Genomic DNA, 14,043 nt, shown 5'->3' with positions numbered 1-14,043 from the left:
TTACTGTAATTATCGCTTAGCCCCATACAAGGCCAAAAGATATCAAGCAAATTTGGAAATCATTTTTGTACTATACAATCATCTGTAGACGGAAGGGTTGAATGTGTAGACGAATGTATGTTGTCAGATCATGTTATCTTTATTCGATGTTATTTTCGTATGGAGTTGTTCGATATTTTTGACATATTTTTTGCCCACCGGCAGAGCAACTTCACGCAATGTAAGTTTTGTAAGTGTGCAATGTTCGATTCTGGTCTTGTTGACAATAAAGGAATTGTGTATCCGTACAAAATCGTTTGCCGGTAGTAATTTTTCCATACCACGTAAATTGCTACGGGTTAGCAACGGAACTTGTCGGTCAACCAAATAGATTTTTACGTAATCTTTTAGACCTTCGATATAATTGATTTCGTTGAGAAAAATCTTGGTTTTTTTATATTCTACATGGATAACAATATGATCTTTCTCGTTGAAGTGTTTGGTTTGGCGCGCAACGATGTCCTCTACTTTGCGGATTGCAGTGGTGAGGCGTTCTTTTGAGATAGGTTTTAAAAGATAATCTACCGCATTTAATTCGAATCCCTCAACAGCGTATTGATGATATGCTGTCGTAAATATAACTAAAGGCGGATCTTGAAGTTCACGGATAAATTGCGTTCCTAGCTGCCCAGGCATTTGAATGTCTAGAAAAATCAAGTCTACAGGATGTTTTTTTAGGTAGTCAACGACTTCGATGGGAGAATTAAATTTTTGTAGAATTTCAATTTGGGTGAAATTCAGCAGGTCGTCTTCCAGCAAATTAAGTGCGAATGGTTCGTCGTCAATTAGTATACATTTAATCTTCATCTGTCATTAGTCTGAGGGTCACTTCAAAATATCCATCCGTTGTTCTTTGGATGGAAAGATCATGTCGATTGGGATAGAGTAACTGTAATCGTCGTTTTACATTTGTCAGCCCGATACCTTCATTTAATCGAGACTCTGTATATAGCAATATCTTATTCACCGATTTAAATGCGATCCCACCGGGAATATCCACAAACTGAAACTGTATGTATGGTATGTTTTTACTATCGACTCCATATTTAAAGGCATTTTCTACAAAATGAATAAATAATAATGGTGGGATCATTCTATTCTTGACGGCACGATCGATTTTAAGGTCGACATGTCCTTCAATTGGGAGCCTTAATGTCTGTAAAGCGATGAAATTGCGCATGTGGTCGATTTCTTTAAAAAGTTCGACTTTCGGACCATCAACTTCATATAGAATATAACGCAGTATTTCGGATAGTTTGACTATTGTACCTTCGGAATCCGGAGATTGTTTACGAATCAGCCAACGAATATTGTTGAGCGTGTTGAATAAAAAATGTGGACTGATCTGAAGTTTTAAAATTGTCAATTCTGCAGTTGTCTTTTCAAGTGCGATCTGTTTATTAAGCTCTTTTTGTCGGGCCTGTTCGTCATAAAGGAAGATCATGGATGAGGTAATCATGCAGAGTGAATAGATAATTCCTGGTCCGATCACCAATCGCACAAAAAGCACGTTTTCCTTCTTAAGGTGAGCTAATTCACCATCGGGATTAAAATACACGATAGCGTAATTGAGCAGCACATAAGCAAAAAAGCCAAATGCGATCAGCGCGATGAAAATCTTTCGACGGCCAAAGAAGTATCTAGGCGCGACGACGTAACAATGTAGATAAAAACTGCTCGCCAGAAATATGATATTGCCAAGATGCGATAATGCCGAATAGATTTTGAAATCAGCGATTTTATCCGGTTGATAAAGATAGGTGATGAAGGGAAGGAAAAGAAGAATGATCCATATCACAATATGTAAATAAAATTTTTTAAAGAATCTACTGATCATGGGGACGTTCTTAATGTTACTGCTCTTTTTGGACTCTCCTCAAAAATATAAAAATATTTGTGATACACGCATGCTATCTGTTGTATAGAAGACATAAGTTTTGGTTCAAATCGTTGCGTATCTAAATATTTTCTGAATAATAACGGTTGCAACTGCATAGACTCTTCAAAATAGTTTTGTATTTTGCATTAATAAACTTGATTACGTGACATTCAATCCGAACCGATATCATACAATGCCTTACAGGCGGTGTGGAAAAAGCGGCATCCAGCTTCCGGTTATTTCCCTTGGGCTATGGCAAAATTTTGGTGATATTGATCAGAAGGAAGTGTTTAGGCAGACCCTATATACAGCTTTTGACAATGGCATAACACATTTTGACCTAGCGAATAATTATGGTCCACCGCCCGGTAGTGCGGAGGGAAATTTGGGGGCAATATTGGCTGCAGATTTTGTTGCACACCGGGATGAGCTTTTGTTGTCTACAAAAGCCGGGTACACCATGTGGGATGGGCCCTATGGCGATTGGGGAAGCCGTAAATATTTGATGGCAAGCCTGCATCAGAGCCTAAAGCGTTTAAAATTGGACTATATCGATATTTTTTATCATCATAGACCGGATCCCCATACACCATTAGAAGAAACGATGGCTGCGCTAAGTGATATCGTACGACAGGGGAAGGCACTTTATGTAGGACTATCCAATTATCCTGCAGATCTGGCAAAGAAGGCTGTTGCTATATTGAACGATCTTAGATGCCCTTGTTTGATTCATCAACCAAAGTACTCCATGTTGGTGCGCACCCCAGAAGATGCCCTGTTGGATGTGTTGGATGAAGCGGGAGTCGGCATTATCGCTTTTTCACCTTTGGCACAGGGCTTACTGACTAATAAATACCTACAAGGTAGTATACCAACAGATTCCCGGGCTTCGAAAGAACATTTTTTAAAGAGTGCTGCAATTACACCGGAGCTTATTACAAAATTGTCTGATTTGAACGAACTTGCATTGCAGCGTGGACAATCGCTGGCACAAATGGCGATTGCTTGGTTATTGAAGGATGAACGCCTGACTTCGGTCTTGGTCGGGGCAAGAAATAGTGTACAATTGACTGATTCGTTAAAGGCGCTTGAAAATTTGAGTTTTGGTAAAGAAGAACTCAATCGGATAGCGGATATTCTTTCCTTAAGTTAATGTCGATACACAATAAATACAATGCCTATGTCTGTCTTTAAAGCCACATTGGATATTATCGGAATCAATCCCTTTGTTTTTGTACCTGAAGATATTTTGTATAATCTCTTTAAGGAAGCCGGAATCAACAAGGGATATATCCCGATTAGAGGCAAGGTAAATGGTAAAGATTACAAACAGACCTTGTTGCGCTATAAAGGTGAGTGGAGGTTGTACATTAATACGGAGATGCTGACAAATTCACCCAAACGAATTGGTGAAACATTGGAATTATCTGTTGTTTTTGATCCAGCGGATCGAAGTTTAGTTCCCCATCCCCAACTCGAGCAGGCATTGGTAGAAAATGAAGAGGCAAAAGCTGTCTTTGAACGTCTGGCGCCATCCAAAAGAAAAGAGATTATCCGTTATATTTCTTTTTTAAAAACGGATGAAAGTCGACGTAAAAATATCGAAAAGGCAGTGGGCTTTTTGCTTGGTAAAAATCGGTTTATTGGCCGCGAAAAACCTGAGTAAAAAGCGAGAATGGAAGGTTAGATCAAAAAAATAAGAAATGGAAAACGCGAAGATAAGATGGGGAATCATAGGTTGTGGTGATGTTACAGAGAAAAAGAGCGGTCCTGCGTTTAACAAGGCTGAAGGTAGTAAATTGTTAGCTGTAATGCGGAGAGATGCCATTAAAGCTGCAGATTATGCTGAGAGGCATCACGTACCGAATTGGTATTCAACGGTCGAGGAGCTGTTGGATAATCCGGCATTGAATGCTATCTACATTGCAACGCCGCCATCTTCACATTTTGAATATGCTTTGAAAGCACTTGAAGCTGGGAAAGATGTCTATGTGGAGAAGCCGGTTACATTGAACGCGCATGAAGCGAGGTTGCTTTTGGACGCAGTGACAAGGAAAAATGGTAAGCTAGTTGTTGCGCATTACCGAAGGCAACTGCCTCTATTTCTAAAAGTTAGAGAACTATTGAACATAGGGAAAATCGGAGCTATTAGGACAGTTCAGCTCCGGCTATGGCAGAGTCGGTCGCCAGAATTGGTGACTAAGGGGGCTGCAGAGTGGCGTACAGACCCAACAATATCGGGTGGTGGATATTTTTTCGATCTTGCACCACATCAATTGGATCTGATGCTGTATTTTTTTGGTAAACCCATTTCTTACGAGGGATTTAGCCAGATCCAAGATCCAGTAAGTACTGTTGCTGATCATACAACTGGAACGATATTGTTTGAAAATCACGTAATCTTTAATGGAAGCTGGTGTTTTAATGTCAGGTCAGAAGATAATATAGATCGTTGTGAGATTATGGGTAGTCAGGGAAAGATTACCTTTCCGATATTTGGTAATTCTGTAACAGTTGAATATGATCACCAGAAAAAAGAATATGTATTTGCGCATCCTGAGCATATACAATTACCGATGATAGCCAGTACTGTGGCATTTTTTCAAGGGAACGGCCCCAATCCTGCTTCCATGGAGGAGGCTTTGACACTAATGGAAATCATTGACTGTTTTGCTACGGTAAAATAAGTAAAGTACCGTCATACGAGCGATTTTTCAATTTCTGAAATTTTAAAATTTCGACCTGGGAATATTAATAAGCAATTGTTTATGATAAGCCAGCAAATTTCTAAGAGGCTCGTGATCCATGAAAAAGCGATCGGAGAATTTTGCAAGTAAATGATAACTAAAGAGGTATGCAAACAACAGTGCAATTTAGGCCTGATGCCATTATTATAGGTGCTGGTTTGGCAGGATTAACTGCAGCAATGGAAATTACCAGAGTAGGAAAGAAAGTGCTTCTACTAGATCAGGAAACAGAAAAAAATATTGGGGGACAGGCATTTTGGTCTTTTGGCGGGCTATTTCTTATCAATTCACCACAACAGCGGCGCATGGGAATAAAAGATTCCCTAGAGCTCGCACGGCAAGACTGGCTGGGTACAGCGGGATTTGACCGGACTGAAGACTACTGGCCTCGTCAATGGGCAGAAGCCTACCTAAAATTTGCTGCTGGGCCGAAATATAAGTATATAACTCAGCTAGGTATTAAATTCATGTTTATGGTTGGTTGGGCCGAGCGTGGAGATGGCAGTGCTTCGGGCCACGGAAATTCAGTTCCTAGATTTCACGTAAGTTGGGGAACAGGAACAGGAGTCGTCAAGCCATTTATCGAAAAAGCTTATACTGCCCAAAAAAACGGATTATTGCAATTTAAATTTAGGCATCGGGTTACGAAGCTGATTACTGAAAGCGGTGCTGTGAAAGGGGTATTCGGTGAAATTTTAGAGGATGATAATAAAGAAAGAGGTGCCGCTACGAATAGAAACGTAATCGATATGTTTGAATACCATGCTCCTCATGTTATCATTGCGTCGGGAGGAATTGGCGCTAATCACGAATTGGTACGAAAAAATTGGCCAGAACGATTGGGTAAAGCACCATCTACTATGATCTCAGGAGTTCCGGCATATGTCGATGGAAAAATGATCGGTATAGCCGAAGAAGTGGGAGCGCATATGATCAATAAGGATCGAATGTGGCATTATACAGAAGGTATCCATAATTGGAATCCAATTTGGCCCAATCACGGTATACGAATTCTGGCGGGGCCGTCTTCACTTTGGTTTGATGCAAGAGGTAACAGGCTTCCTGCCCCATTCTTACCTGGATTTGATACCTTAGGGACGCTAAAGCATATACAAGACAGCGGATATTCTTATTCCTGGCTAATTTTGACGCAGAAAATCATCAAAAAAGAATTTGCTCTTTCCGGCTCTGAACAAAATCCAGATATCACCAATAAGGATTATAAGCTGTTTGTCAAACGAATTTTAGGTAAAAAAGCCCCCGGACCAGTTGAAGCATTTAAAGAGAAAGGAATAGATCTTATCGTTTCGGATACATTATCAGACTTAGTGCACCAAATGAACCTGTTGTCTGGAGAGCCTCTGCTAACGTATGAATTTATTGAATCACAGATTGTAGCAAGAGATCGCGAGCTGGATAATGAATTTTCAAAGGATACGCAGATCAATTATATCCGTAGTACACGGAAATATATTGGAGATAGGCTTGGGCGGGTTTCATCTCCACATAAAATTTTGGATTCAAAGAATGGACCACTGATTGCTGTACGTTTACATGTACTAACACGTAAGACATTGGGAGGTCTTAAGACGAATCTTGACGCACAAGTCCTGACAATAAACGGTGATCCTATCGAAGGACTGTATGCTGTTGGGGAGGTGGCAGGTTTTGGTGGTGGTGGCATGCATGGATATCGAGCATTGGAAGGGACATTTTTGGGCGGTTGCATTTTTTCGGGTATGAAAGCAGGAGTGCACATTGCTGGAAAACCTACGTCTACTTGATAATAAATTGCAAATCATTCCGGTGGAAGGAGTGATTCCTCTATTTTTTTCCTGATACTCAAGATAAAATGTTATATTAGTTATTTTTAGAGAAGCTGTGAATTAATCGGCTTACTAAAAATATTTTAGAAATAATCAAAATAAACCAAACTAAGCAATGAAAAGAAAAGATTTTATCCGTAATACGGGAATACTGACGGCCGCAACGCTATTTGCCAATTCAAACGCTTTCGGTTTTCAAACACAAACTGTACGTGTTGGATTGATCGGAGTAAATGGAATGGGGTGGTCCAACCTAAATGCAATATTGAAGGTGCCTGGTGTCCAATGCACAGCACTTTGTGATGTAGATGAAAACGTACTTAACAAGCGGGCTGAGGAACTAAAAAAACGAAATATTACGGTCAAAACTTACATAGAATATAGAGAACTGCTCAAAGCAAATGACGTAGATGTTGTGATTGTGGCCACACCCGACCATTGGCATTGTTTACATATGGTAGACGCTGTTGCAGCAGGGAAGGATGTATATGTTGAAAAGCCTATTGGAAATTCCATTCGGGAATGCGAACTGATGGTTGCAGCAGCAAAAAAATATAAGCGTGTTGTCCAGGTCGGACAATGGCAGCGCAGCCAACAGCATTTTAGAGATGCAATGGCGTTCGTTCATGGTGGAAAACTAGGCAAAATCCGTTTGGTTAAAGCTTGGGCTTATCAAGGCTGGATGAAAAGTATTCCTGTGCTGGCCGATGCTCCGGTGCCGGCAGGTGTACACTATGATAAGTGGCTGGGGCCTGCTCCAAAGCGAGCTTTCAACGCTAATCGTTTTCATTTCAATTTTAGGTGGTACTGGGATTACGCTGGTGGCTTAATGACAGATTGGGGAGTACATATGCTGGATTACGCTTTGATCGGAATGAAGGTTGCAGACCCGGTATCAATTATGGCCGCCGGAGGAAAGTTTGCTTATCCGGATGATGCAGCTGAAACACCGGATAGCTTAACGACAGTGTACGAGTTTGATGGATTCAATGTTCAATGGGAGCAAGCAACGGGAATAGATCTTGGCCCCTATCAAAAAACGCATGGTGTCGCTTTTATTGGTAATAACGGGACGCTGGTCGTCAATCGTGAAGGCTGGGAGGTTATTCCTGAAAAGGGCCGTATGGAAGCTGTTGCTTTTCAACCTTCAAAAGATAATGGGCTAGATAAACATATGGTCAACTTTATAGAAGCTGTTCGGAATAAATCCAGTGAAGTACTTCATGCACCAATAGAAGCAGGAGCACATATTGCCATTTTCGCTCAGATGGGAAATATAGCTTATCGAAGCAAGAAGAAATTATTTTGGGATAAAAATAAACGCACTTTTAATGATAAAGATGCAGACCGTTATTTGGCTAAAAGTTATCAGAATGGATATAGTATGCCTATGATATAATGGCGTATTTCGATAGACCAAAAGTTTCTATCGATGAGCATTATAACGATTGTATTAGGTTTAGCAATCGATACGCTAGCACGCACCATACCTTTGCGCAGAGAATGGAAAAGTTGTGGGATGGTGCCGCTGGCAAAAACTGTGTTTCGCGAAATAAAGGGCAATTATTCGTGAAGGAAAATATGTGCCATTTTATTCAAAAGGTATTATTCTCAGTTGGCAAATAAATGGAAGTATATGCTTCGCAACTATCGCCATGGGAGCATGTCTTATCTTGGAGAGATGCAACAATAAAAAAAGATGGTATCCACTGTAAGTGCTAGAAATACGATGATCCGATCAGGAGCAAGACTGCAAGAAAATCATCATCGTTTCGGAAAGAGTCAATTAGATAGAAATGACCGGATAGGTGTCGAAATGCTAATGTATATAACAATTCTTGCAACATATTTGCTTAGTAATCTTTTGGTTTTATTATTTTAATAATTACTTTGGTGTAACCCAATCACTTTTTTATCATAATATAAGAAAGGTTGTTATTTTGTTCTGTTTAATTCTGAGGTAGATCTTTACAGCGTTTTTCTGTCATCAAATTTGCTCGTAAATAGGTGTATTAGTGTCGATTGATAAGAAAATTTCCTGCCGCAGGTTTGTCTTATTGCATGATCAGATTAATCTTCTCAATAGCATCTTCGTTTTCAAGGAAATCAATATAGGGGATCAAGGGTTCGATATCTTGCTTATCCATTGTTTCTAAATCGTCAAATAATGCCTCTACGAAATCATTACAGAAAGCTTTACCAAAGCTGTAGGTTCTGATCCGTGTTAAATCATCATAATTTATCTCTGTTGCATTTAGGTTAAGTACCTCTTCTGGTATCTCATAGTCGCCGTCGGCCGGATAACCAATGAATCTGAACATTCTTTCTTTCCATACCTGAAAAAGAATCTGATGAGAAACATGGTTGCCAAAATATTTAAAAATCTGAGAAAGAAGTTCAGATGCGGTTTCTTTTTCGAAAATACCTGAAATGCTTTTGTCAATTAATTCAGCATACGCCAAGAAAATAGCACTATTGAAACGGGCGTCAAAATGGGAAGTCAACATGGCGAGCGCGTTGTCTTTACCTTGAGTTCGTAGTAATTGTCTTGCTGCTAAGGAGGTGAGATTGTGCTTCTGCTCATGGCCGTGGTTATCGGGGATAAGTACGATATGATCCTTTTCAAAGAGAGCGATAACGAATTTCCAGTCTTCTGGCCTTTTGAGGATTTTACAATTGTGGGCTAAGAAACCATTCCGCTTGGGATCGGGTTTCTTGTCTCCGACTATTACCTCAGCAGGCTGGATAATATGCTCTGGAGGAATTTTAAACCTGCGTATGTGCACAAAAAGTTCTTCTCCGGAAGGTAACGCAAGGGTACCAAATCCTTTGTTATTGTCGAACCATTTGACAGCGCCGATAAACATGGCTGGTGTTGAGTTTTGTTTCAATGCCATAAAGGTAATGAATTAAAATATTTATTATGCATTGAAAATTAAATATTTGCGATTGATCTTTGAATAAAGTGTTTTTTTGAATGATTTTAAGATGCAAACTGAATATTTGGGTGCTGAGAGTAAACTTTTCACTTCGGCTTTGAACAGCCAGTCAAATGCTGTAAGTAATGAATTTCTAAGTTGTAGCTACTATGTATTTTAGCTCTCATTCTTTTTTTTGTGTGTTTTATTGTAATTATTTGGTAATTAATAATTTGTGTTTGCAAAAGTCATTTAATTTATTTTTTTAACTTTGTACCGTCAAAAGACAGAATGACGTGAGTTTATTCCGCTATGATTGGACGCCTTTTTGAGCGCAGTCTATGTTGTTCGTTGTACTTGTTGAAGTATATTTTGGAGTTGTGTATGACATAACTCATCTTTAAAAGATTTTTTCTTTTTCATCGTTGCTCTTATCGAACCGAGAGTAAAGCGTGTTAGTTAATAAGTAGATTGAATTGGACAAAACCAGCCTCGGCCAAATAGCTCGCTGGCCGTAATTGTATTCTTATGTGATTCATTTTACCCGCAGCATGCAAGGGATTTGTGTCTGTAATAACAAAACAGTATTTTTATGGTTTGGAGGATGAGCGATAATAGGACAGATACATTATGATGAATATTGAGGAGCAAAAAATTATTCTCGTTGAAGATGAGCAGGATGTTGCAGATTTAATCATACAAGGATTAGGTGAGGAAGGTTATAGGGTCATTCATCTGAGCCGTTCAGAAGGACTTGAGCAATTACTGGCCAAACAGGATGTTTCTCTCGTGCTTTTGGATATACTTTTGCCTGGTACCAATGGACTAGATATCTGCAAACAGATTCGTCAATGGGGCTATACCGATCTGCCGGTTATGATGCTAACGGCGCTCGGAACACCTGAAAACGTTGTTCTTGGGCTCGATAATGGTGCTGATGACTATCTTTCTAAACCATTTAAATTAATCGAACTCAAAGCGAGAATTCGTTCGTTGATTCGTAGACAGCAATCTATTCTTCAAGCGACACAACGCGAAGCACAAGCTCCAAAAGATACATTCAATTATGGGTTTCTAACGATTGATGATTACAAAAAAGTTGCCTATTGTGACGGTCAGGAACTTAGCCTGACGAGTACGGAGTATCGCTTACTTTTACTATTTATACAGAGTCCCAAGAAAGTCTTCGAGCGCAGCGAGCTGTTGGATAAAATATGGGGAATTAATTTTGATATAGGATCCAATGTCGTTGACGTATATGTTAATTACCTGCGAAAGAAGATTGAGCGGGTAACAAGCAAAAAAGCTATCCATACTGTTATTGGAATGGGCTATGTGTTAAAAATTGAAGACTAAGTAGGAAAACTGAATAGGTTAAAATGAATAATTATAATAGGAAACTCATTTATCTAATAGCGATATTAGTCATATATGTTAGCTGTTTCGTAGGCTTTATTTTTTATTCCATTACTAATTTTGCTTTTACAGATTTCTATAAACGCCTAGATCTGCGGAGAAATATTGCGGCAGAAAAATTCCTCAATGGTAAATCTGTATCACAAACGGATCAGTGGAGTTTGGATTTTATAGAAAATCTCAATAATCAACATGAATTTTTTGTTGAATTCGATAAGAATGGGAAGATTTTGAGAAGTCAGGGCTTTCATTCGGAGTTGTGGGAGAAAATTAATAAGGCCGGAACATCAAATTTCAAAGCCGGACATCAATTCTATTCGACAAAGTACTTTTCAAAAAACAATAAAAATTATATTATCGGTGCATCGGCTGAAAATTACTTTTATACACATCACTTGGCCTACCTGCGTAATTTGCTCATTATTAGTTTGATTTTGGGTATCCTCTTTATCTCGCTGGTTTCAGTGTTCATGAAACGTTCATTTTTGAAGCCTATCCTTACAATGATGAAAGAAGTCCAGCAGATTGGCTCTGAGAATCTCGATAAACGGCTTGATGAAGAGAAATATAAGGGTGAGCTTCATGATCTTGCATTTACATTCAACAACATGTTGACGCGTTTGGAAACTTCATTTGAAACCCAGAAAAACTTTATCAGTAATGCTTCACACGAGTTAAATACGCCGCTGACCTCAATTATCGGACAAGCTGATTTGGCGCTCTCAAAAGAAAGAACCATTGAGGAATATCAACGTACGTTATGTAAAATTATTGAATCAGCTGAACATTTAGAAAAAAAGACCAAAGCACTTTTGTTGTTAGCCCGTACAGGTTTTGTAAGTAACTCAACAACGTTCAATCCTGTTCGTATAGACCAGATTGTTATGGATGCCGAGTTGACGGTTAAAGCCATCAACGACAAATTTAAAATTACGACCGATTTTAGTCTGTTACCTGATGATAGTATGCGGCTTAAAGTCAATGGAAATGCGGTTTTGCTCCAACTGGCATTATCCAACATCATTAGCAATGCCTGTAAGTATTCTTCTAATAGAACAGCTTATATTGCTTTGGGGGCGTTGGATAATAAGGTGTTTATTCTGATAAAAGATAAGGGAATCGGGATTCCTTCAAAAGAATTAGAATATATTTATGATCCCTATTTTAGGGCTTCCAATACGAGTGGAATCGATGGATATGGTATCGGTCTTCCATTGGCAAGAAATATAATCAAGCTACACGGTGGAACATTAAAGGTCAATTCTGTGGTTGGAGAAGGTACAACCGTAGAGATTGAATTGCCAACATACATTCGGTTTTAATCTCATTTTAATTTGTGCTGTATTTTTAATCTCATTTTAATAAGTCTGTTAAAATTCTAATGAAAAGCTAATTCTAGCTTCATGCCATTGCCATGCACGCCAATTAACTTTGTTAAAAAAATAATTGGGTATGGCAAAAACAACGCGTGTATTGATTCCAAGTGATTTTACAATTGATTCACTTTTTTTTGTAATCCATAGCATCGAGCAGTCTCAGGCCGAACAGCTGGATATTATTTTGGTTTACGGAAATAAGAGCAGCACTTCAATAAGTGAGTTATTAGGAATCACACTAGAGGATCGGCTCAATGATCTTCAATCTGAAGACTTTTTAAAGGCCTGTCAGATGATTTGCCATCGATATGAAAACCGCAAACTGAATATCTACGCAGATATTATCGGCACAGACAATCCCAATTATTTACATCATTATCTGACTGGAGCGCGAATTGACGAGGTCAAGATTCCTACAGATTATCAATTTGAAAAAAGAACAAGACATTTCTTTGATGTTGGACAGGCATTGCTGAATTTGAACAAGACTAAGCATAAGCATGTGAACATTGTCGAAAAACCGGCAACGAACAAAACGGGAAGAAGTGTCTTGGCGGATTTATTTTTTAATAAAAAATGGGATGTTAATTACTAAAAGGAAAATACTGGCAAGATTCAACTTTGTCTTTTTGGCATTGCTGCTTTTCGGGGCGTCGTCAATGGTTATGCTTTATGAAAATCCCGAGAGGCTTTTGGAAGGAGAGTGGGAAGAGCAGGGTTGGTACTTTGAAAAGGTAGAAAAATCTCCAACATTCAAAAAACAAGCGATTATCCATGAAGAGATTAAAGATGCTGCCATCGCACATCTGCCACCACTACAGGACGGCTTATGGCATTTTGAAAGGATGGGTGAGAAGAATTTTGTTGCCCATCACAAGGATAAACAATATAACTGGTTTCTAAAAGGAAGGGGACATATCCTTGAGCTGCGTAAAAATAATGAGCTTGTGGAAAGCTTTATTATTCAGAAACTGAATAAAAACCAGCTCGTCTTACATCTCAACCTGGATATGCAAACCAAAGGAATAGCACGTATCGTGCTGAAAAAAGGAGGAAAGGAAAAATATGCTAAGGAAATATAGCAATCACCGGACAATTCAAGACAATATTAAGCTGGGTGGACTAACGGCATTTTCGGCTGGGATGGTCAACGTCGCCTCTGTTATTGTATTTTTTTCCTTTACATCCAATGTGACGGGATATTATGCCGTTTTTGCACAGGAAATAGCGAAAGGAAACTGGTATCAAGGTGCTGTCGTGTTGTTTTGGATATTATTATTTTTAATTGGAAGCATGCTTTCCAATTTGATTATCATCCATGGTAAAGGTAAATTCAGCGCTTACCTGACGCATTCGATACCGTTGGTACTCGAGATATTAAGTATATTGTTCGTAGGAATATATCTTGAAATCTTCTATGAAGACTCTTTAAAGGAAACCGAGATATTAGTAGGTGCCTTACTATTTGCAATGGGTTTGCAAAATGGGCTAACGGCGAGCATATCGAATTCCGTCGTGAAAACAACCCATTTAACCGGACTGACGACTGATTTGGCGATATTAATATCCATGTTCACAAAAGAATCGAATAGAAGCAACAAAGATTTGGTGAATAAATTTCACTTGTTACTGACCATTGTTTCAGCCTATGTAGTGGGAGGCCTGCTCAGTGGAATTTCTTTTAATTACTTGTCCTATAAAACATTTTATGTCGTTTGTTTCGTTTTGTTGATCATAGGTTTGTATGATCATTATAAACTATATCTGCTCAAAAAGCAATTTGTAAAACGTCATCAGGAGGTATTAGTCTCTTAATTTTTTGATACTAAAAAATGTTAATAA

At 38.8% G+C, this 14,043-nt stretch carries 14 protein-coding genes; 11 read left to right on the top strand and 3 right to left on the bottom strand.

The genetic code is table 11. From position 1 onward, the window contains the following. Positions 1-123: 123 nt before the first annotated feature. Both HPC41_RS14740 and HPC41_RS25700 read right to left on the bottom strand, forming a co-directional pair. Positions 124-846 carry a LytR/AlgR family response regulator transcription factor gene (locus HPC41_RS14740; RefSeq protein WP_172394721.1) on the bottom strand — a complete coding sequence of 241 codons (723 nt, stop codon included), beginning with the start codon at positions 844-846 and terminating at the stop codon, positions 124-126. After that, entirely contained in the window at positions 836-1,837 is a 1,002-nt protein-coding gene (locus HPC41_RS25700; protein ID WP_216660759.1) for a sensor histidine kinase, read from the bottom strand. Before HPC41_RS25700 ends, HPC41_RS14740 begins: the two co-directional genes overlap by 11 nt. A gap of 274 nt (positions 1,838-2,111) precedes the next feature. On the opposite strand from HPC41_RS25700, the gene HPC41_RS14730 reads away from it, so the two are divergent. From HPC41_RS14730 to HPC41_RS14705, 6 genes are all read left to right on the top strand, one after another. Beyond that, the gene (locus HPC41_RS14730; protein WP_172394977.1) at positions 2,112-3,071 is read left to right on the top strand and encodes an aldo/keto reductase; all 960 of its coding nucleotides are present in this window, start codon (positions 2,112-2,114) and stop codon (positions 3,069-3,071) included. A 27-nt stretch (positions 3,072-3,098) separates the two neighbouring features. Then, a complete protein-coding gene (locus HPC41_RS14725) occupies positions 3,099-3,584 on the top strand; it encodes a YdeI/OmpD-associated family protein (RefSeq protein ID WP_172394719.1) in 486 nt (161 codons plus the stop codon). Positions 3,585-3,621: 37 nt separating this feature from the next. Continuing rightward, complete coding sequence (locus tag HPC41_RS14720) at positions 3,622-4,605, top strand: Gfo/Idh/MocA family protein (RefSeq protein ID WP_172394718.1); 984 nt, start codon at positions 3,622-3,624, stop codon at positions 4,603-4,605. 167 nt (positions 4,606-4,772) lie between these two features. Then, the gene (locus HPC41_RS14715) at positions 4,773-6,449 is read left to right on the top strand and encodes an FAD-binding dehydrogenase (RefSeq protein ID WP_172394717.1); all 1,677 of its coding nucleotides are present in this window, start codon (positions 4,773-4,775) and stop codon (positions 6,447-6,449) included. Positions 6,450-6,606: 157 nt separating this feature from the next. After that, the gene (locus HPC41_RS14710) at positions 6,607-7,890 is read left to right on the top strand and encodes a Gfo/Idh/MocA family protein (RefSeq protein WP_172394716.1); all 1,284 of its coding nucleotides are present in this window, start codon (positions 6,607-6,609) and stop codon (positions 7,888-7,890) included. A 33-nt stretch (positions 7,891-7,923) separates the two neighbouring features. Beyond that, positions 7,924-8,064 carry a hypothetical protein gene (locus tag HPC41_RS14705; RefSeq protein ID WP_172394715.1) on the top strand — a complete coding sequence of 47 codons (141 nt, stop codon included), beginning with the start codon at positions 7,924-7,926 and terminating at the stop codon, positions 8,062-8,064. 481 nt (positions 8,065-8,545) lie between these two features. On the opposite strand, the gene HPC41_RS14700 is transcribed toward HPC41_RS14705, so the two are convergent. Further along, positions 8,546-9,388, bottom strand: coding sequence for a cold-shock protein (locus tag HPC41_RS14700; protein ID WP_172394714.1), 843 nt, complete (start codon positions 9,386-9,388; stop codon positions 8,546-8,548). Between the two features lie 651 nt (positions 9,389-10,039). Between HPC41_RS14700 and HPC41_RS14695 the strand changes: the two genes are divergently transcribed. The 5 genes from HPC41_RS14695 (at position 10,040) to HPC41_RS14675 (ending at position 14,016) form a co-directional block, all read left to right on the top strand. Continuing rightward, complete coding sequence (locus HPC41_RS14695) at positions 10,040-10,765, top strand: response regulator transcription factor (protein WP_246250668.1); 726 nt, start codon at positions 10,040-10,042, stop codon at positions 10,763-10,765. 23 nt (positions 10,766-10,788) lie between these two features. After that, positions 10,789-12,147, top strand: a complete 1,359-nt coding sequence (locus HPC41_RS14690) for a HAMP domain-containing sensor histidine kinase (RefSeq protein ID WP_172394713.1) — start codon at positions 10,789-10,791, stop codon at positions 12,145-12,147. A 130-nt stretch (positions 12,148-12,277) separates the two neighbouring features. After that, the gene (locus tag HPC41_RS14685; protein ID WP_172394712.1) at positions 12,278-12,796 is read left to right on the top strand and encodes a hypothetical protein; all 519 of its coding nucleotides are present in this window, start codon (positions 12,278-12,280) and stop codon (positions 12,794-12,796) included. Beyond that, positions 12,783-13,283 carry a hypothetical protein gene (locus HPC41_RS14680; RefSeq protein ID WP_165306228.1) on the top strand — a complete coding sequence of 167 codons (501 nt, stop codon included), beginning with the start codon at positions 12,783-12,785 and terminating at the stop codon, positions 13,281-13,283. The genes HPC41_RS14685 and HPC41_RS14680 overlap by 14 nt, the downstream gene beginning before the upstream one ends. Further along, entirely contained in the window at positions 13,267-14,016 is a 750-nt protein-coding gene (locus tag HPC41_RS14675; protein WP_172394711.1) for a YoaK family protein, read from the top strand. The genes HPC41_RS14680 and HPC41_RS14675 overlap by 17 nt, the downstream gene beginning before the upstream one ends. Positions 14,017-14,043: the final 27 nt, after the last annotated feature.

The organism is Sphingobacterium prati, from assembly GCF_013167215.1.
In the GTDB taxonomy this organism is placed as follows: Bacteria; Bacteroidota; Bacteroidia; order Sphingobacteriales; family Sphingobacteriaceae; genus Sphingobacterium; species Sphingobacterium prati.
The sequence above is the reverse complement of the archived record's forward strand: the minus strand, read 5'-3'. Positions and strand labels throughout refer to the sequence as shown.